The sequence below is a fragment of the Streptomyces sp. HPF1205 genome (assembly GCF_020400825.1).
Taxonomy (GTDB): Bacteria; Actinomycetota; Actinomycetes; order Streptomycetales; family Streptomycetaceae; genus Actinacidiphila.
Genome location: NZ_JAINVH010000007.1, coordinates 243,351 through 262,766, shown reverse-complemented (window position 1 = coordinate 262,766; position 19,416 = coordinate 243,351). Strand labels below are relative to the sequence as shown.

Here is a 19,416-nt window from a genome sequence, read left to right as displayed (position 1 = left end):
GGGCGGGCGCGATGACGCAGCGCCCGCCCTGTCCCGCGGTGTTCCTGGTGCGCCGTGTCAGCGCCAGCGGTCGGCGTTCCGCTTGTCGGTGTGGTGGTAGTGCTCGGCGGCCTCGCGGACCGCCTTCTCCACCTTCAGCAGCGTCTCGTGCAGGTGCGCGGCGTGCTTGTTCCACTCCGCCTGCTTCGGGGCGTACGCCTCCTTGGCGGCACCTTCCCAGGTCGCGACGACCCGGTTGACGTGCTGCTTGACGTCCTCCAGGTGGCTCGCGATGTGCTGGGCGGACGTGCCGATGCCGTCAGCCGCCGTCGTGAGGCCGGAATACGTTACCGAAATCCCCATGTCGGACATGACTGTTCCTCCTTCTTCGGGCTGGGATCGAGAACCTGGGTGCAGCCGAGGGTCAGCCGAACGCCTTCAAGATGCTGTCGTCGGCGGTGCTGCCCTTGAGCTGCTCAAGGATGTGCTTCTGGTCCTCTTCCTGGCTGCCGAAGTCGGTGCCGGACGCGGCCAGGGCGTCGCGAATGTCGCCCAGGATGCGGTTCAGCGCCTTCCCGTCGTCGTTCACCTGCTGCTGCAGGTTCTGGTACGCGATCGCGGCGGAACCGGACCAGTGCGACTGCATCTCGACGGCGATGCCGTCGAGCTTGCTCATCACTCCCGAGATCTCGCCCGTCACCGTGTCGATCTTGCCGGCGAGGTCCTTGAGTTCACTGGCACTGACCTTCGTCTTGTCCGACATCGTTCACCTTCCCCCATGAACAGGCGCCGACCGGAGTGCGGCGGGAAGGCCCCGTCCGCGGCCGGCGCGGCTATCTCATTGATGCAACGTCAGTCCCCACTGTATCGGGGGACACCGACAGTACGCCCGTGGGTACCGCCGCTAGTACAGGGTTGTCACAAACCCCTCGCTTCACCGTGACCATCGTGACCGTCACGGTCGGTTCACCGGCGGGCGGCGGGCCGGTGCCGTCCGGGCGCGGCCTCGCGTCCGGGCCGGCGCCGCAGGTCCCGCAGCGCCACGGAGCCTCCGCTGACGACCACGATCGTGAGGAGGGCGGCACCCAGCACGTATGTGGCGACGCGGCGGTCGTGGGCCCGTCTGCTCTCGCCGAAGCTGACGGCCGCGGGAATGACGTGACTGCTGCTGCGGGCGAGCCCCTTGTCCGGGGTAGGGGACGACTCCGGCGGAGAGTCGTCGTTGACGGCCCGGACGGGGTCGATCACCCCCCAGCCGACGAAGTCGTTGCGGCCGAGCGCGGTGCGCTGGGCGGTCTGCTCGATCCTGGCGGTGATCTGGGCCGGGGTCCAGCGCGGGTGCTTGGCCTTGATCAGGGCGGCGACCCCGGCCACATAGGGCGCGGAGAAGCTGGTGCCCTGGTCGACGCACTGACCGCCGCCGGGGACGGTGGAGACCATGTCGACGCCTGGGGCGGCGATGTCGACGAATGTTCCGGCCTGCGAGAAGTCCGCGCGTTCGTTGTTGCGGTCCGAGGCGCCGACGGCCAGGACACCGGGGTACGCGGCCGGATAGGTGGTGCCGAGCCGGCCGCCGGCGCCGTCGTTGCCCGCGGAGGCGACGACGAGGATGCCGTGGCTCACCGCGCCGGCGATGGCTGCGCGCAGCGGGCCGTAATCGCTCTTGGTGTCCTCGGAGATGTTGATGATCTGGACGTGTGCGTGGACCGCCGCGTTGACGGCGGCGACCAGCGTGGGGCGCTGGTCGACGCTCGAATCCTCCTCCGCGTACTGCTTGATGGGCACGATCGTGGCCTGCGGGGCGAGGCCGACGAAGCCGGTGCCGCCGCTCGGGCGGGCGGCGATGATGCCGGCCACCCTGGTGCCGTGGCCCATGGTGTCCGTGGTGCCGTGGCCCTTGTCGCCCTTGATGACGGTGACCCCGGAGGAGACGGAGACGGCCTCTTTGAGCTGGGGGTTGCGGACGTCGACGCCGGAGTCGATGACCGCGACCCGGACCTTCCTGCCCTTGGTGTCCTGCCACAACTGGTTGAGCAGGACGCGCTGCAGCGCCCAGGGCGTGCCCTTGATGTCCTTGGCGGGATAGGTGCATTCGCCGCTGCCCGCCGGGCGCAGGGCGTCCGCCGGGCGCGGCGCGGCACCGCTCGCGGCATCCGCGGCCATGGGTGCGGACGCGGGGACGAGCACCAGGCACGCTGCCGCGCCCGTCAGGGCCGCGGTGAGGAGCCGGTTGTGCGGGTGCGTGACAAGGTTTCGCATCGTCACGACCCCTGTGCCTGCATCGCGCTCTCGGTGTCCAGGGTGGGCCCCTTGGGCAGGAACTCGGACCACGTCAGGGGGATGCCCTTGGGGACGACGGAGGCGTAACCGAGCCGTGTCTGCGCCAGGTTGACCGGCGGCGAGCCCGCCGGTGCGGAGGCGGGCGCCGGGGTGGGGGTGGCGGTGGCGGCGGTGCTGTCGTTGTTGCGCGGCACGGCGTAGCGCAGGCCGGTGTCCGTCACCAGGTAGAGGGTGCCTTCCGTCGCGTCCTTGCCGGTGACCTCGACGTACAGCAGGCCGGTGCCCGGGGTGACGTACGCGCTGGTGGCGCCGTTGACGATGGTGGCCGGGTAGCTGGTGCCCGCCCACACCTGCAGCGGGGGGCGGCCGGTGGCGTTGGCGGTGCCGGCCAGGACGCTGCAGGCGACGGTGGTGCCGGGGCCCGCGGCGCCGGGGACGTTGACGGTCTTGGGCTCCTGGGAGGGCCAGTCCGCGGCCGCGCCCTGGAACTTGCTCACGAGCCCGGGCGGCACGGTGGTGCGCTTGGCCGCGGCCTGGCCGGTGTCCTCGCGGATCAGCAGCGCGGCAAAGGCGCTGGTGCTCTCGATGCCCTGCTGGGTGACGACGTAGTACTCCTCGCCCGCGGCCGAGGTGGCCTGCAGGACGGTGCCGACCGGGCCGTCCTTGGTGGTGGCGCCCGGGTTGTCCAGGGCGGGGAACCAGATCGGGGAACCGGGGTTGAGCGACTTGAGCCACTCCTTGGTGACGGGCTGCGGCTGCGCGCCCTGCCCGAACAGGGTGCTCCTGAGCTGCGCCATGCGCGCCGGGTCCTTGTGCTGCGGGTCGCCGAGCGGGAAGCGGGTGCCGTCGGCGTCGACGAGGTACTCCGAGTTGTCGGCGGCGTCCTTGACGTACAGCACCTGGTTGCCCGTCAGGCGCATGCGCGCGCGGGCGGTCGCGGCCTCCTTGTCGGCGAGCACGAAGACGGCCTGGTCGGGCGCGTTGCCGGAGCCGGTGCTGGGGCGGTCGCAGACGGCCCAGTCCTTGGGGGTGCCGGCGTCCTGTGCGGTGGGCAGCCGGTCGGGGGCGTACGGGATGCCTATGGTGGCACCGTGCGGGACCTTGCCGCTGTCGAGTACGGACTCCTTGACCTTGATGACCTGGCCCTTGTCGGGGTCGAGGAGCAGTTTCGCGGAGGCGAAGTTGAGCACGGGGTGCAACTGCTTCTGGCCCGGTTTGCCGTCGGCGCCGGTGTCCTGGAGGACGACGTAGCGCGTGGTGGACTCGCTGCCGACGATCACGTACGCGCCGGGGGTGTCCCACCCCTGGGGCGCCGCGGGCTGGAGCAGGCCCAGTGCGCCGAAGACGGCCAGGGCCAGCGCGCCGACGATCAGGCTCGGTCCCAGCGCGCGCAGCGGTCTTGGCGCGCCCTCCTCCGAGCCGCCGGGGCTCGGCTGCAGGAAGGCGGCGACGGTCCGCTTGCGGGCGTGGTTGTAGGCGTTCAGCTGGTCCTTGCGTGAGGCCATCCTCGGCTGCTCCCCCGGAACGTTGTCAGTACGCGGCACTACTATGCCCGTTGAGCCAGGGAGCGCGTGTCGCGGTACGGTCGTCGGACCGTTTCACAGGTACGGATCCCGGGATTCGGGGTCGAGGTCCGCGACGACGAGGGGCGAATCGGGGGATGGCCAGGGTGTCCGCTGTGGAGGATACGCGGCGAGGCGGTGCCGGTGCGGCGGCCGGAAGGTCGGCCGCGCCCGCGGTGCTGCACGTCCAGCCGCGGCCCGGGCGGCTGGGCGGGGTGTGGCTGCACCAGGTGGTGCTGGTCGAGGTGGCCGCCGCGGTGGTGCTGATCGGCTGGGCGGTGAACCACAAGATGCTGGCGCCGGCCGGGGTGGTCGCCGCGCTGCTGGTGCTGGTGGCCGTGGTGCGGCGGCGCGGCCGTCCGGTCGTGGAGTGGCTGCGCACCATCATGAGCCTGCGCAGACGGCAGCGCGCGGTGGTCGATCCACGCGCGCTCGGCGACGTCGAGCCCAGCCTGGGCCCGGTGATGGAGTGCGATCCGGCCCTGCGCACGTACTCGTACGCGGACCGCAAGCAGGACCGCAGTGTCGGCATGGTCGGCGACGGCACGTTCCTGACCGCGGTGGTGCGGGTGCAGGCGCGTGACGAGCCGCTGCGGCCGGCCAGGACGGCCCGTCCGCTGCCGCTGGAGGCGCTGTTCGGGGTGCTGGAGGTGGACGACATCCGGCTGGAGTGCGCGCAGATCGTGCAGCACACGCATCCGGCTCCGGCGCCGCATCTGCCCGAGCAGTCGATAGCGGCGCGTTCCTACGCCCAGTTGCAGGCCCGGTCCGGCTCGCCGGCGACACGGCTGACCTGGGTGGCGCTGAAATTCGACCCGGAGTTGTGCCCGGAGGCGGTGCAGGCGCGCGGGGGCGGGCTGGGGGGCGCCCAGCGGGCCCTGCTGCGCGCCGCCGACCAGTTGGCGAGCCGGCTGACCGGGGCGGGCTTCCAGGCGGACGTGCTGACCGAGGCCGAGCTGACCGCCGCGCTCGCCACCTCCTCGGGCGCCAATCCGATGGCCAGTTCGCAGGCGCAGGCGCAGGCCGACCGTTCGGCCGCGGCCGCGCGTCGCACCGCCGAGACCTCGCGGGCCTGGCGGTGCGACGACCGCTGGCACACCACGTACTGGGTCGCGCGCTGGCCCAGGCTCGGCGGGGCCGCGACGCCGTCGGCGAACCTGGTGGCGCTGCTGACGTCGATGCCCGCCATGGCCAGCACCTTCAGCCTGGCGGTGACCCGGGGAGCGAGCGGCGCCCCGGCGCTGAGCGGGCACATCCGCCTGACGGCCCGCAGTGAGAACGAACTGGTCCAGGCGCGCCGCCAGTTGCAGCGGGCGGCGCGCGGTGTCCGGGCCACGCTGGTGCGGCTCGACCACGAGCAGGTGCCCGGTGTCCTGGCCACGCTGCCCCTGGGAGGTACCCGCTGATGTCCGGGCCCGTCATGCCCGCGCCCGGTCAGGGGCGCTCCACCGCGTCGGGGTGGCAAGGGTCGCCCGGCGTGTCCGGCGGCTCCGGCGTGCGCGGCCGGGGTTACGGCCCGGCCGGTCCCGCGGTGCCGGGTGCCGGCGCCGCTCCCCGCCCCACGCGCCGCGCGATGCCCGGCTTCGGGCTGCGCGGTCCGCGCCGCGACCGTCACGTGCTGGGCGACGGCGGCCAGTTGGGTTCTGTGGCGCTGCCCGTCGGCGACGACGGGGTGGTGATAGGGGTCGATGCCGCGCACCAGCCGGTCACCTTGGGGGTGAACCGGCCCACCCCGTTCGACGTGGTGCTGGTCGGCGGCCTGTGGACGGCGCAGGTGATCGCGTTCCGCACGGTCGCCACAGGTGCCCGCGTCGCGGTGGAGACCGCGCGCCCGCACGTGTGGACGGCGATGGCGCAGGCCGCCGGCGGCGGGCAGCAGGCCGTGACGATCCACGAGCCGGGACGGGTGCCGCCGCAGGGCGCGTCGGTGGCCGGCCCGGTGCTGATCGTGCGGGACTGCGGCGCGCAGCCGCCGCGCGGCAGGGTCTCGTCGGCCCCGTGGCAGTCGGTGCTGACGCTGCTGCCGTACGTGGGGCCGAACGCACCGCGGCTGCTGCGCAACGCCGAACTCGTGGGCGTCCAGCGGGTCTCGCCGCAGGAGGCCGAGGTGATCGGGCGCGTGCTGACCGTGCCGGGCGGCGACTTGGCGGTGCTGCCGACCCTCGACGACTCGATCACGCTGTGGTGCACGCGCCGCCACCGGCAGTTCGTCATGACGGAGGCGACGGACGCGGAGTCCGGGCTGCTGGGTGTCGCCCGCCGGGTGGACTGACACGGGTCCCGTCGAGGGTCTCCGGCCGGCCGGCGGGGCGCGACCGGCCGGTTTTCCGCCTGGTTGTGCGCTGGGCGGGCGTGGCGGCGGGCGGGCGCCGGGCGTGGCGGCGGGCGTGTACCGGGGTCGCGTGGCGGTGAACGTGCGCCGGGTGAGCCCCTGTTCACGCCCCGGCCGGCGCGGGCGCCGTCCCGTACACCGGCCCGTGCGCTTCGTGGGGCGCGGGCCAAGGGCGGCCCTGCCGTGGGCGGGGCGGCGTAACTTAGGCTGTCGTCTGAGCGGCGGGACCCTTCGTGGGCCGGTTGACCACCATCACACCGGGAAGGACCAAAGGGATGGAACAGGGCAAGTACCGGAACCCTCCCCGGCTGTGCGCGCCGTTCGTGAGCGGGTCCGTACTTCAGGAGGCATTGCGGTGACCAACGACCGGGACGACATGGGTGCGGACGGGGCGGCGTCCGACGAAGATCGATCCGTCGTCGATCACACGGGTGAGTTCACCATCGACTACACCCCACCCGCCTGGTACATGGGCGGGGCTTCCGCCTCCGCGAGTTCGCTGACCCGCGAGGAGTCGGCGCCACCGGCGCCCGCCCCGCCCGCGCCGCCTCCGCCGGCGCCGATGCCAGTGCCGCAGGCTCCCGTGCCGCCGGCTCCCATGCCGCAGGCGCCCGCACCACAGGCACCCGCACCACAGGCGCCCGTGCCGCAAGTTCAGGTGCCGCCCGCGCCGGTGAACTTCAGCAGGGAACCCGAACCGCAGCACACCCCGCCGCCCGCGCCGTGGCAGCCGCAGCCGCAGGCGGTGCCACAGGCCCCGGACACGGCAGCCGCGCCCGTGCCCGTACCCGTGGCCGAACCCGCGGCTCCCGAGGAGGCCGTGCAGTCCGTGGAGCCCGTGGAGGCAGTCGAGGAGCGGCCCAGGCCTGAGCGGCTGGACTCCTCCACCATGCGGTTCACCGCGGAGGCGATGCGCAGGGAGATCGAGGCGCGGGCGGGCGAGAAGCTGCCGGAGCGCACGACGGACCCGGAGGCGGAGCCGGAGTCGGAGCCGCAGCCGCAGCCGCAGCCGGAGTCGCAACCACAGCCGCAGCCGCAGCCGGAACCCGAGCCCGCCGCCGGGAGCGGGCCCGAGCCCGAGCCGGAACCCGAACCGGAGGACGCCAGGCCGCTCGGGTACGCCGCGCCGGACAGCGGCCAGGGCTGGGCGCCCCCAGCTCCCCCGGCGGACTCCTCCGCGCCCTGGACGCCCGCGCCGCCGCAGAGCCCGATGCCGCCGCTGCCGCCCGCGTACCAGCGCGTCGAGGACGCCTCGCCGCCTCCCGCCATGCCTCAGGCGCCGCAGCCGCCGCAGCCCGTCCAGCAGGTACCCCCGCAGCAGGGCGGTTACGGCTACCCGCAGCAGCCTCAGCCCCCGGTTCCGGCGGACACCCCGTCCGCGTACGGCTACCCGCAACCGCCCAGGCCCCAGGCTCCGGACGCCCCCGCGGCCCCGTCCGCGTACGGCTACCCGCAACCGCCGCAGAACCAGCCCCAGCCCCAGGTTTCGCCGCAGGCTCCCGCGCAGCCGCAGCCGCAGCCGCAACCCCAGCCGCCGCAGCCCGCCACCGGCGACCAGGGCGGCTACGGCTTCCCGCAGCAGGGCCGCCCGCACCCCGAGCCCGGCCCGCTGCCGCCCCTGCCCGCGCAGGGCGGGTACGGCTTCCCGCACCCCGCCCAGCCCCCTCAGCAGAGCGGGCCCGGCCCGCACGGCCCGCAGCCCGACCAGGCCCAGCAGCCCGCGGTGCCGCAGGACCCCGCCGCCCCCCAGCCCCAGCAGGGGTACGGCGGTCCGGTCGACCCGCGGACCGGCGGCTGGCCGACCGTCACCCCGGACCAGCGGCAGCGCGGGCAGGGCGGCGCGCCGCTCGGCTACACCGCGGCCGTGGAGCTGAGTTCGGACCGGCTGCTGCGCAACCAGCCGAAGGCCAAGAAGCCCGGGGCGAACGCGCAGCCGAGCCGTTTCAAGTTCGGCGCCAAGAAGGAGGAGGCGGAGCGGCAGCGCAAGCTGGAGCTGATCCGCACCCCCGTCCTGTCGTGCTACCGCATCGCGGTGATCAGCCTGAAGGGCGGTGTCGGCAAGACCACGACGACCACCGCCCTGGGCGCCACGCTCGCCAGCGAGCGGCAGGACAAGATCCTGGCGATCGACGCCAACCCGGACGCCGGCACCCTGGGCCGCCGGGTGCGCCGGGAGACCGGGGCCACCATCCGCGACCTGGTGCAGGCGATCCCGTACCTGCACAGCTACATGGACATCCGCCGGTTCACCTCGCAGGCGCCCTCGGGCCTGGAGATCATCGCCAACGACGTGGACCCGGCGGTGTCGACGACGTTCAACGACGAGGACTACCGGCGGGCGATCGAGGTGCTGGGCCGTCAGTACCCGGTGATCCTGACCGACTCGGGCACCGGCCTGCTCTACAGCGCCATGCGCGGCGTGCTGGACCTGGCCGACCAGCTCATCATCGTCTCGACGCCCTCGGTGGACGGCGCGTCCAGTGCGAGCACGACCCTGGACTGGCTGTCCGCGCACGGCTACGCCGAGCTGGTCTCCCGCAGCATCACCGTGATCTCCGGCGTACGCGAGACCGGCAAGATGATCAAGGTCGAGGACATCGTGTCGCACTTCCAGACCCGCTGCCGCGGGGTGCAGGTCGTGCCCTTCGACGAGCACCTGGCGGCCGGCGCCGAGGTCGACCTGGACATGATGCGGCCCAAGACCCGGGAGGCGTACTTCAACCTCTCCGCGATGGTGGCCGAGGACTTCGTGCGGGCGCAGCAGGCCCAGGGCCTGTGGACCGGTGACGGCGGCAACGTGCCGCCGGTGCAGCCCCCGCCCATGCCGGGGCAGTACGCGGCGCCGGGCGCGTACGGGAACGCGCCGGCCGGCTACCCGCCGCCGCCCGCGCAGGGCCTCCCCCCGGCCCAGGGCCAGCCGCCGCAGCCCGGCCCGTACGGGCCGCCCGTACCGCCGGGACAGACCCCGCTGGCCCACTACGGCGCCGCGCCGCAGGCCCCGCAGCCGTACGGGCCGCCGCAGCAGGGTCCGGCCCCGCAGCAATTCCAGCCGCAGCAGTTCCAGCCGCAGTCGACGCAGCCGCAGACCCCGCAGCCGCAGCAGGGGTGGCCGCAGCAACCGCAGCAGGGACCGGCGGGCTACCCGCAGTTCCCCCAGTCGGGGCAACCGCCGCAGTTCCCGCCGCCGCAGGACCCGTCCGGGCAGGAACCGCAACCCGGCTACGGCTACCCTCCGCAGCCGCCCCAGCAGTAGCGGCCGCGCCGGGCGCCCGGGGCACCGGTCGGACCAGCGGCGCAGGGGTGGCGGCCGGGCACGGCGAGGGCCGCCCGCGCGTGGTGGACGCGCGGGCGGCCTTTCACCTGTTCGGGTGACTCGTACACCACCGGTCTGACGCCAGGTCCGCCCGGGGGTGCAGGGTGGGCGCCCCGGAATACGCCCGTGGTCCGTCGCCGCCGGGCGTGCGGGAATCGAGGATGGAAGTCCGAGATCCCCGCACGATTCCGAGGACCCTCCGATGATCGAAGCCCACGGCCTCACCAAACGCTACGGCGAGCGCGCCGCCGTCACCGATCTCAGCTTCACCGTCCGCCCGGGCGTGGTGACCGGCTTCCTCGGCCCCAACGGCGCCGGGAAGTCCACCACGATGCGGATGATCCTGGGGCTGGACGCTCCGACCTCCGGCAGCGTGACGGTGGGCGGCAAGCGGTACGCCGAGCACCGCGCGCCGCTGCGCGAGGTCGGCGCGATGCTGGAGGCGCGCGCCATCCACACCGGCAGGACCGCGTACCACCACCTGCTGGCGCTGGCGGCGACCACCGGCATCCCGCGCCGCCGGGTGGAGGAGGTGATCGACGTCGTCGGGCTGCGCGAGGCGGCCCGCAAGCGGGTCGGCGGCTTCTCGCTCGGCATGGGCCAGCGGCTGGGCATCGCGAGCGCGCTGCTCGGCGACCCGGCCACGCTGGTCCTGGACGAGCCGGTCAACGGCCTGGACCCGGAGGGCATCCGGTGGATCCGCACCCTCCTGAAGGACCTGGCGGCACAGGGCCGTACCGTCCTGCTGTCCTCGCACCTGATGTCGGAGATGTCGCTCACCGCCGAGCACCTGATCGTGATCGGCCGCGGCCGACTGATCGCCGACACCTCGGTGGAGGAGTTCGTACGGGGCGCCGCCAGCGGTGCCGTGCGGGTGCGCACCGACGAGGCCGACCGGCTGCGGGCGCTGCTGGCCGGGCCCGACGTCCGCGTGGCGTCGCAGGAGCGGTCGGTGCTGGAGGTGTCGGGGCTGAGCAGCGACCGGATCGGCCGGATCGCGGCCGACGCGGGCATCGCGCTGGCCGAACTCACCCCGCAGCAGGCGTCGCTGGAAGAGGCGTTCATGGAACTGACCAAGGACGCGGTCGAGTTCCAGGCCGCGAGCGCCGCGAGCCCCGTGAGCGCCGCGAGCCCCGTGAGCCCCGTGGGCCCCGTGAGCAAGGAAGGACAGCCGGTATGAGCACCGTCACCGCCGACCGGGCACCCGCCCCGGTCACCACCCCCACGGCCGGCCGCGGCGAGGTCACCCAGGCCAGGGTGGTGCACTCGGAGTGGATCAAGATGCGTACGCTGCGGTCCACCTTCTTCACGATGCTCGCGGCCCTGGCCGCGCTGATCGGGCTGGGCGCGCTGTTCTCGGCGTTCACCGCGAGCCACTGGGCGACCATGAACCCGCACGAGCGGGCCGACTTCGACCCGGCCCTGACCAGCCTGCGAGGCTACTTCCTGGCGCAGCTCGCCGTGGGCGTGCTCGGTGTCCTGACCGTCACCGGCGAGTACGGGACCGGCATGATCCGCGCGACGCTGGCGGCCGTGCCGCGCCGGCTGCCGGTGCTGTGGGCCAAGGCCGGGCTGTACACGGCGGTGGTGTGGGTGGTCACGACCGCGGGCGCGCTGGTCGCCTTCCTGCTGGGCCAGAGCTTGCTGTCGTCCCATCACCTCGGCACCTCGCTTAGCGCGCCTGGAGTGCCCCGCGTGGTGTTCGGCACGGCCCTGTACCTGGCGGTGGTCGGCCTGCTCGGCGTCGCCATCGGCGCGCTGATCCGCAACACCGCCGGCGGCATCGCCGCGCTCTTCGGGCTGCTGCTGGTGGTGCCCGTGCTGTTCGAGGCGCTGCCGTCCTCCTGGGCGAACCACGTCAACCAGTGGCTGCCCAGCAACGCGGGTCAGTCCCTGGTCTCCCTGCACCGCCAGGCCCATACCCTGTCCCCGTGGACCGGTTTCACGGTGTTCCTGCTGTACGCGCTGGCCGGGCTCGCCGCCGCGGCGTTCCTGCTGCGGCGCCGGGACGCCTAACGGTGGGCACGGATGGGGGGTCGCCCGGTCGGGGCGGCGAGGAGGGCGCCTTCCCCGGGCCGCGGTGGTTCGCCGCGGCCCGGGACGCGGTGCGGGCCAGGCTGTCGCCGCAGGGCGCGGACGCGCTGCTGGCCGCCGCCCTGTTCGTGGCGCTGACGGCGGCGTTCGCGGGGCCGCTGACGCGCGATCCGTCGGGCCTGCTGCCGGTGCACTTCGGCCTGGTGCTGCCGCTGGTGTGGCGGCGGCGGGCGCCGATGGCGGTGTTCTGCGCGATGGCGTGCGTCGCGCTGGCGCAGTGGGGCGCGGACGAGCGCACGCCCGCCGACACCATGCTGCTGATCGCCCTGTACACGGTGGCCGCGTACCAGGACCGGCGCAGGACGTACGCGGCGTTCGCGCTGCTGGAGGCCGGCATCGCGCTGGCGACGCTGCGCTGGAGCGACCACGTCCGCTTCCTGCCGTCGTTCGTGTCGCTGTCGGCGATGGCGATCGCGGCCGCGGTGATCGGCACCAACATGAAGGGCCGCCGCGCGCAGCTGGAGTTCCTGCGGGAGCGGGCGGTGCGGCTGGAACGGGAGCGTGACCAGCGGGCGCAGCTCGCGGTGGCCGGCGAACGCGCCCGTATCGCCCGGGAGATGCACGACATCGTCACCCACAACCTGTCCGTGATGGTCGCCCTCGCCGACGGCGCCGTCTTCGCCCAGGACCACGCCCCGGGTCGGGCCACCGCGGCGATGCGGCAGGTGTCGGCGACCGGGCGGCAGGCCATTACCGACATGCGGCGCTTCCTCGGCGTGCTGCGGGCCGACGAGCCCGACGCGCTGCGGCACCCGATGCCGGGCATCGCCCAGCTCGGCGCCCTCACCGAACAGGTACGGGCCGCCGGGCTGCCCACCCGCCTGGAGGTCTCGGGAGAGCCCGCCGGTGTGCCGGCCGCCGCGCAGCTCACCGCGTACCGCCTGGTCCAGGAGGCCCTCACCAACACCCTCAAGCACGCCCCGGCCGGCGCGACGGCCGACGTCCGCGTCGCCTGCTCCGGCGACGAGGTCGCCGTGACGGTCACCGACGACGGGGCGGGCACCCCGCACGTGCCGCCCGCCGTCCCCTCGCCCCGCTCCGGCCACGGCCTGCCCGGGATGCGCGAGCGCGCCGCGGCCTACGGCGGCCGCCTCACCGCGGGCCCGATGCCGGGTGGCGGCTGGCGGGTCGCCGCCCAACTGGTCCTCACGACACCGGAGACGACGTGACCCCTTCCCCGGTACCACCCCCGCGCGACCCCCTGCCCACCCCGGCCGCGCGCGAGCGCGCGGAGCCCATCCGGGTGCTGCTGGTGGACGACGAGCCGCTGCTGCGGATGGCGTTCACGATGGTGCTGGACGCCCAGGGCGACATGCGGGTGGTCGGTGAGGCCGGGGACGGCGCGCAGGCGGTACGGATGACGCAGGCGCTGCGTCCCGACGTGGTGCTGATGGACGTACGGATGCCGGGCACGGACGGGATCGAGGCGACGGCACGGATCGTCGGGAGCCGCCCGGAATCCAAGGTGCTCATCCTCACCACTTTCGACCTGGACGAGTACGCCTTCGCCGGCCTGAAGGCGGGCGCCTCGGGTTTCCTGCTGAAGAACGCCCTCCCCGAGGAGCTGCTGACCGCGATCCGCGCGGTGGCCGCCGGGGACGCGGTCGTCGCGCCGCGGATCACCCGCCGCCTGCTGGAGCACTTCGCCCACCACCTGCCCTCCCCGGCCGGCTTGGACGGCTCCCTGCCGGACGAACGGCTCGCCCGTCTCACCGCCCGCGAACGCGAGGTGCTCACCGAGGTCGGCCGCGGCCTGTCCAACGCGGAGATCGCCGCGGCCCTCCACCTGGCCGAGGCAACCGTGAAGACCCACTTGAGCCGCATCCTGGTCAAGCTCGAACTGCGCGACCGCGTCCAGGCGGTCGTCTTCGCCTACGAATCCCGCCTGATCCACCCCACCCCCTGACCACCCGGCAACGCCCAACCTCTTACCGGACGTACCAAGGGGCGCGGGGAACTGCGGGCACTCAGCCAACGAGAACCGACGATCCAGCAACAGCACCAACCACCCCACCCGGACGACCACAACACCCAACCCCCTCACCGGACAAAGCAAGGCCGCACGAACACCCAACCCCATACCGGACGTACCAAGGGGCGCGGGGAACTGCGCGCTCAGCCAACGAGAACCGACGATCCGGCGACAGCACCAACCACCCCACCGGAACGGCCACAACGCCCAACCCCATCACCGGACAAAGCAAGGCCGCACGAACACCCAACCCCATACCGGACGTACCAAGGGGCGCGGGGAACTGCGGACTCAGCGAACGAGAACCGACGATCCGGCGACAGCACCAACCACCCCACCCGGACGACCACAACACCCAACCCCCTCACCGGACAAAGCAAGGCCGCACGAACACCCAACCCCATACCGGACGTACCAAGGGGCGCGGGGAACTGCGCGCTCAGCCAACGAGAACCGACGATCCGGCGACAGCACCAACCACCCCACCGGAACGGCCACAACGCCCAACCCCCCGCCCGCGCGCAGCGCGAAAAGCCCAAGCCCTCCCCGCCCGCGCGCAGCGCGAAAAGCTCAGCCCCTCCCGTTACCGACGGAGTCGACAAGCTCGCGCGCCCTCTTCACGTCATCCGCCATCCGTTCGAGCAGCGCCTCGATCGTGTCGAACTTCTCCATGCCGCGCAGGTAGGCGAGGAAGTCGACGGCGACGTGGAGACCGTAGAGATCGAGGTCGACACGGTCGATGGCGTACGCCTCGACCGTGCGGGCGGTTCCGTCGAACGTCGGGTTCGTGCCGACGGAGATCGCCGCCGGCATGGCCTCCTCGCCGACGTGGAGCCAGCCCGCGTAGACGCCGTCGGCCGGGATGGCGGTGTGGGGCAGCGTCTCGACGTTGGCCGTGGGGTAGCCGAGTTCGCGGCCGCGCTGTGCGCCGCGGACCACCACGCCCTCGACGCGGTGGGGGCGGCCGAGGACCTCGGCGGCGCCCTCGACGTCGCCCTCGGCCACGAGACGGCGGGCCAGCGTGGAGGAGAAGGGCACGCCGCCCCCGGCCTCGCCACGCATGACGAGGTCGACGACCTCCAGTTCGTAGTCGTACTTCAGGCCGAGCGCCGACAGGTACTCCACGTCGCCCGCCGCCTTGTGCCCGAACCGGAAGTTGGGGCCCTCGACGACGTACTTGGCGTGCAGCCCGTCGACCAGGACGGCCTTGACGAAGTCGCTCGGCGACAGCCGGGAGAACTCGGTGGTGAAGGGGAGGATCAGCAGCGCGTCGACGCCCAGGCCGGACATCAGTTCGGCGCGTCGGTGGTGCGCGGCCAGCAGCGGCGGGTGGCTGCCGGGCCGGACCACCTCTCTGGGGTGCGGGTCGAAGGTGACGACCACGGTGGGCAGTCCCAGCGCCCGGGCCCGGGTCACCGCCCGCCGGATGATCAACTGGTGGCCGCGGTGCACCCCGTCGTACGAGCCGATGGTGACGACGCTGCGTCCCCAGTCACCGGGAACGTCGTCCAAGCCCCGCCAGCGCTGCACCTTGACCGCTCCCGCTTCCTCACCGAGTCACGAACCTGTCGTCCTGCAGGTCCAAGCCTGCCATGCCGGTGCGCGGCGGCGCCCCCCGGCACGGCCGCCCCGTCCGGCGGCGGCCGTCCCACCTGCGACGCGAGGGCATTGTGATGTCGGCCGCGCTCCGGGCGGCCGCCGTGTCCTGGACGTCCCGCCGTGCCGGGGGTGGCCCGCGAAGCGCCTGCTCCCCCGGTACGGGCGCGACTCTAGCCGGGCCCCGGCGGCCCGCGCCATTCCACCGGGGTCACCCTTCCCGCGGGCCCGCGCCGCTGCCGCCGCCCACGGCCCGCGCGCGGCTCGCGGGGGCGCCCGCGGTGGCGGCCGGGCCCGTTCCCGGCAGGTCGGCCGGGCCGTCCGTGCCCGCCGGCTGCGTCTCCAGCCGCCGCCGCGCGCTCGGCCCGATCAGCGCGTCCCAGGTGCCGCCGTCCGCCACCCACTCGCGTACCAGGCCGCCGAACTCGGGCGCGGCGCGGGCGAGTTCGACGATCCGGCGGTCGAAGCGGGCGGCACCTTCTGGGGTGCGGCCCAGCAGCAGGCCCAGCCGGTGCACCAGGTCGCGGGTGAGGACGGGCGGCCTGCGGCGGCAGCCGCGCGCGGCGGCGCCCAGCAGCGCGTCGAGGACGTCCGCGTCGTGCTCGCTCTCCAGCGCCATGTCGAGCAGTTCCTGGCGCAGCGGCCGTGAGACGCCCGTGCCGGGCGCCGCGAAGACCGGGACGACCACGCGCCGCACCCCGGGCGGATGGTCCCGGAGCACAGCGGCTGCGAGCGGCAGCAGCGCCGGCCGCGCGCGGGGCCCCTGCTCCAGGCGCAGGTCCAGGAACTCCGCCGCCGCGGCCGCGTGCTCCGGCCGGTGCCGGACCTGGTCCGCGACGAGTGCCGCGACACGTCGGGCGAGCGCGGGGTCCGTGACGCCGGCCAGCTCCCGCAGGAGTTCCCCGGCTCCCTCGTCCGCCCGGCGCAGCCGCTCCTGGAAGGCGAGCAGCACCGGCTCGGGGTCGGTCGGCAGCGCGGTGACGAGGGCGCTCGGCGTCAGCCCGGGGTCGCCGGCGGCGAAGCGCCGCAGGGCGGCGTCCAGGTGGCGCGGCCTGGTCGCGGGATCGTGGATCAGGAGCGCCAGGGCGGGGCCGTGGAGGGCGCGGTCGGCGGGCCGGGCGAGGAGGGTGAGCGCGGCGTCGCGCAGCAGGGCGCGGTCTGCGTCCGCGTGAACGTGGGGCGCGGCATGGCAGCCGTACGTGGCGGCGGCCGCGTGGCGGTCGGGCCGCGGGTCCTGCGCCCAGCGGTCCACCGCCCGGCACACCGCGGCGGGCTCGTCCTCGGCCAGCGCGGCCAGGACCTCGTCGGCACCCGGGTGGGCGGTGTCGACGAGTGTCTCGGCGAGGTGGTCGGGCATCAGGCGGCGGTGGGTGTGCAGCAGTGCCTGGGCCGCGCAGGCCACGGTCAGCGGGGGCACGTCGGGACCGGCCGCCGTGCGCAGCGGCCGGTCGTCGCCGAACCACCCGCACAGGGCGGGCACGGCCCGGGCGGGTTCGGCGCGCAGCAGGTCCGCGGCCACGTCCAGGTACCGGTCCCGGCCGGTGCCGGGCGGTCCGTCCGCGGGCAGCAGCACCCGCAGCAGTTCCAGCCGGTCGGCCGGCCCCAGCCGCAGCCGCCGCCAGAACCACGGCCCGAACGCCCCGAGCCCCTGGGATCCGCTTCCGTTCCCGGCCCCTGTCCCGGCCCCGCCAGCCCGCGCGGCGATGCGCCCGGCCAGCTCCGCCGCCGCCTCCCGGTGGGCGCCCGCGTCCCGCAGCATCACCTCGCGCAGCAAGTGCGTCGCCCACCACTCGGCCTCCGACCGGCGGGCGGCGCGGGCGCGGGCCCGCGGGTCCGCGGGGGCGGGTGGGGGCTCGTCCCCGGCGGCCTGGTCAAGCGCCCCGACGAGCGCCCGCAGGTACGCGGCCCGCGCCTCGGGAGGCGCGAGCAGCAGGGCCTGGACGACGGGGCCGGCGCGGTGCCGGGGCACGGGCAGCGAGCGCGGCGCCGTGGCGGGCGCGACCGCGGGCGCGGGCGGCACCGGTGGGTGGCCGCCCGCGCCCGCGGAGGCGGCTCGCTGGGGCAGCCGTACGGGCGCCTCGGCGGGGGTACCCGGGGCGGTGAACCAGCGGTGGACCAGGGCGTGCAGGGCCGCCCCGAGGTCCAGGTGGCGGGCCTGCAGCCAGTCCGCCAGCTCCTCGTGGGCGAACCGGTATCCCGCGCCCGCCGGCACCAGCAGCCCCTCGGTCAGAACGGCCGACGCCCACCCCGTGCGCCACGGGAACAGTTCCTCGAACGCCTCCCGGTCCAGCTCGCCCTGCCCGGGCCCCAGGCAGCGGCGGGCCGCCTCGTGCACCCGCCCGGCCACCCTGGCGGCCAGCCGCCGCATCGCGCTGCCGCGCACGGGCGGTTCGGCCGCGTCCGCCAGCCGTGCCGCGATCCGCAGGCACACCAGGTCCACGTACGCCGAGAAGATCTCCGCCCGCGACGGCGCCGCCCCGCCGTCCCCCTTCCCGCTGCGCGCGCCCGGCCCCCCTTCGTCCTCGGGCAGCGCCGCCCGCACCTCCGAGAGCAGGCGCAGGGCCAGCGGATGCCCGGCGTCCCCGGGCCGCATGTCGGCGGCGTCAAGGGCGTATCGCGTCCTGGCCCGGGCCGCCTGTCCGGCGTCCAGGGCGCCGAGACGCAGGCAGGGCGGCAGCGGAAGGAGCGGCGCCCCGGGCGGCGGCGAGCCCGCGCCCGCCGGCGGCCCGTACAGCAGCTCCGGGGGCATCAGCTCACCCGCCTGCTCCCAGAACTCCGGGCGGCACGCCACGGCCAGGCGGGCACCACCCGCGCGCAGCCAGCCGGCCGTGCCCGCCACCCAGTCGGGCAGGGCGTGGGCCAGCACGGGCGGCATCTCCTCGGGGGCGTCGAGCACGATCAGCAGGGGGCGGCCGGCGGCCCGGGCGACCTCGCGGACAGCGTCCGCGGAGGCGTACGGCGGCTCCCCGGGCGCGAAGGCACCGGGGCGGGAGGCGCCGACGACACGGGCCGCGGTACGCAGCGCACGCTCCACCGCGTCCTTGACACCGCCGTCGCCCGGCCGCAGCTCCGCCCCGCGCAGCCACACGGTGGGGGCCGGGTGCGGGTCGCGGGCGCGCTCGGCGGCGAGGGCGGCGAGGGCGGTGGTGCGGCCGGTGCCGGGGGCGCCGACCACGGCGAGCACGGGCGTGTGGTCGTCCGAGGTGGCGAACGCCCGCAGCGCGTCCGCCACCTCGGGCCGCTCGACGGGTTCGCGCCAGTCGGCCGCGCCGGCGGCCGAGCGCACGGTGGCGCCGGTCAGCCGGAGCACGCCGGCGAGGTTCAGGTGCGGGCCCTGGCCGGGGACGGTGGCCGCGTTACGCGCGAGCAGGCCGGCCAGCGGGGCCGGCGCGTCGAGGGCGCGCAGCGGTACGGCGAAGCCGCCCGCCCGGTGGCCCGCGTGCAGCGCGACGGTCACGACGGCCAGCACCGCGCCTGTGGCGGCGTCGATCACGGGCGTCCCGGACGCCCCGGGGCCGAGGCGGCCGACCTCGGTGCCGTCGAGGGCGATCTCGTACACCTCGTCGAGCAGGTGGAAGCGGTCGGTTGCGGTGTAGGTGACCGCGCCGGTGCCGACGACGACGCCGTGCGCGGCCGGGAGCGGCAGCCGGATCCGCCGCTCGGGATGCGCCGGGCCGCCGGCCGCCACTGGCAGCGGGGGCAGGGACAGGCCCTCGGTCGCGACCAGCGCGAGGCCCTGTTCCGGCAGCGGGGTGATCGCCCCTGACTCGACCAGGCAGACCTGGTCGCCGGGGGCGTGCAGCACCAGCCGGGCCAGGCCGTCGACGGCCTCGTGGCTGGTGATCATGGTGCCGTCGCCGTCGGCCAGGAAACCGGTGCCGCGCGGGCGTCCGGCCAGGTCGCGGACGCGGATCACCGCGTCGCCCCGCTCGGCGCCGTACGCCGGCCTGTTCCCGCCCGCGTGCGCCGCCCCGCCCCTGCCGTGCGGTGACCCGCTGTGTGCCGCCATGACGGCCCCTCCCCCCGCCCCGCGGAGCGCCCCGATTCGTCCCACTTCGACGGTAGGAGCCCGGCGATCTTCCGCCAAGATCGCGCGGGGAAAGCGCCCCCCTGCGCTCCCTCGGTTCACTCCGAGCGCCCGGCCATTGGAGTGATTTCCGGGCAGCGGCTGGAAAAGGACAGGTCGGGGGGATTGGGGATCGTGGAGCGGGGCGGCTCAGGGGACGGCCACCCCGCTGCACGGTCGCCGAAGGCGCCGGGCGTCGGCCACGGCTGAGGCCACGACCAC

The 19,416-nt window shown here is 75.0% G+C and carries 13 protein-coding genes; 7 read left to right on the top strand and 6 right to left on the bottom strand.

What is annotated here, in order from left to right:
• Window positions 1–57: 57 nt before the first annotated feature.
• The 4 genes from K7G61_RS11115 to eccB all read right to left on the bottom strand — a co-directional run bounded on the left by K7G61_RS11115 (window position 58) and on the right by eccB (window position 3,764).
• Window positions 58–351 carry a WXG100 family type VII secretion target gene (locus tag K7G61_RS11115; RefSeq protein WP_225846551.1) on the bottom strand — a complete coding sequence of 98 codons (294 nt, stop codon included), beginning with the start codon at window positions 349–351 and terminating at the stop codon, window positions 58–60.
• A gap of 52 nt (window positions 352–403) precedes the next feature.
• A complete protein-coding gene (locus K7G61_RS11110) occupies window positions 404–742 on the bottom strand; it encodes a WXG100 family type VII secretion target (protein WP_225846550.1) in 339 nt (112 codons plus the stop codon).
• 203 nt (window positions 743–945) lie between these two features.
• The gene (gene mycP / locus K7G61_RS11105; RefSeq protein ID WP_225846549.1) at window positions 946–2,238 is read right to left on the bottom strand and encodes a type VII secretion-associated serine protease mycosin; all 1,293 of its coding nucleotides are present in this window, start codon (window positions 2,236–2,238) and stop codon (window positions 946–948) included.
• Window positions 2,239–2,240: 2 nt separating this feature from the next.
• The gene (eccB, locus tag K7G61_RS11100) at window positions 2,241–3,764 is read right to left on the bottom strand and encodes a type VII secretion protein EccB (protein WP_225846548.1); all 1,524 of its coding nucleotides are present in this window, start codon (window positions 3,762–3,764) and stop codon (window positions 2,241–2,243) included.
• 272 nt (window positions 3,765–4,036) lie between these two features.
• Between eccB and eccE the strand changes: the two genes are divergently transcribed.
• The 7 genes from eccE (at window position 4,037) to K7G61_RS11065 (ending at window position 13,466) form a co-directional block, all read left to right on the top strand.
• Window positions 4,037–5,227: a type VII secretion protein EccE gene (gene eccE / locus K7G61_RS11095; RefSeq protein ID WP_374204114.1), complete on the top strand. Its 1,191-nt coding sequence runs from the start codon at window positions 4,037–4,039 to the stop codon at window positions 5,225–5,227.
• A 71-nt stretch (window positions 5,228–5,298) separates the two neighbouring features.
• Window positions 5,299–6,093 (top strand): hypothetical protein, encoded by a 795-nt coding sequence (locus K7G61_RS11090; protein WP_374204108.1) that lies wholly within the window; start codon window positions 5,299–5,301, stop codon window positions 6,091–6,093.
• A 415-nt stretch (window positions 6,094–6,508) separates the two neighbouring features.
• Window positions 6,509–9,406: an SCO5717 family growth-regulating ATPase gene (locus K7G61_RS11085; protein WP_374204107.1), complete on the top strand. Its 2,898-nt coding sequence runs from the start codon at window positions 6,509–6,511 to the stop codon at window positions 9,404–9,406.
• Between the two features lie 262 nt (window positions 9,407–9,668).
• Window positions 9,669–10,646 (top strand): ABC transporter ATP-binding protein, encoded by a 978-nt coding sequence (locus K7G61_RS11080; protein WP_225846546.1) that lies wholly within the window; start codon window positions 9,669–9,671, stop codon window positions 10,644–10,646.
• The gene (locus tag K7G61_RS11075; RefSeq protein WP_225846545.1) at window positions 10,643–11,482 is read left to right on the top strand and encodes an ABC transporter permease; all 840 of its coding nucleotides are present in this window, start codon (window positions 10,643–10,645) and stop codon (window positions 11,480–11,482) included. The genes K7G61_RS11080 and K7G61_RS11075 overlap by 4 nt, the downstream gene beginning before the upstream one ends.
• A 2-nt stretch (window positions 11,483–11,484) precedes the next feature.
• Complete coding sequence (locus K7G61_RS11070) at window positions 11,485–12,729, top strand: sensor histidine kinase (RefSeq protein ID WP_225846544.1); 1,245 nt, start codon at window positions 11,485–11,487, stop codon at window positions 12,727–12,729.
• Window positions 12,730–12,797: 68 nt separating this feature from the next.
• Window positions 12,798–13,466, top strand: a complete 669-nt coding sequence (locus K7G61_RS11065) for a response regulator transcription factor (protein WP_308190625.1) — start codon at window positions 12,798–12,800, stop codon at window positions 13,464–13,466.
• A 636-nt stretch (window positions 13,467–14,102) separates the two neighbouring features.
• Here the strand turns inward: K7G61_RS11065 and K7G61_RS11060 are convergent.
• Both K7G61_RS11060 and K7G61_RS11055 read right to left on the bottom strand, forming a co-directional pair.
• Window positions 14,103–15,062 (bottom strand): bifunctional riboflavin kinase/FAD synthetase, encoded by a 960-nt coding sequence (locus K7G61_RS11060; protein ID WP_225846542.1) that lies wholly within the window; start codon window positions 15,060–15,062, stop codon window positions 14,103–14,105.
• 277 nt (window positions 15,063–15,339) lie between these two features.
• The gene (locus K7G61_RS11055) at window positions 15,340–19,137 is read right to left on the bottom strand and encodes a serine protease (protein WP_225846541.1); all 3,798 of its coding nucleotides are present in this window, start codon (window positions 19,135–19,137) and stop codon (window positions 15,340–15,342) included.
• Between the last annotated feature and the right edge of the window lie 279 nt (window positions 19,138–19,416).

Excerpts from the sequence above, each read along its gene's own strand:
- K7G61_RS11115 (WP_225846551.1), bottom strand. The coding sequence starts at position 351 with ATGTCCGACATGGGGATTTCGGTAACGTATTCCGGCCTCACGACGGCG.
- K7G61_RS11110 (WP_225846550.1), bottom strand. The coding sequence starts at position 742 with ATGTCGGACAAGACGAAGGTCAGTGCCAGTGAACTCAAGGACCTCGCC.
- mycP (WP_225846549.1), bottom strand. The coding sequence starts at position 2,238 with ATGCGAAACCTTGTCACGCACCCGCACAACCGGCTCCTCACCGCGGCC.
- eccB (WP_225846548.1), bottom strand. The coding sequence starts at position 3,764 with ATGGCCTCACGCAAGGACCAGCTGAACGCCTACAACCACGCCCGCAAG.
- K7G61_RS11080 (WP_225846546.1), top strand. The coding sequence starts at position 9,669 with ATGATCGAAGCCCACGGCCTCACCAAACGCTACGGCGAGCGCGCCGCC.
- K7G61_RS11075 (WP_225846545.1), top strand. The coding sequence starts at position 10,643 with ATGAGCACCGTCACCGCCGACCGGGCACCCGCCCCGGTCACCACCCCC.
- K7G61_RS11055 (WP_225846541.1), bottom strand. The coding sequence starts at position 19,137 with ATGGCGGCACACAGCGGGTCACCGCACGGCAGGGGCGGGGCGGCGCAC.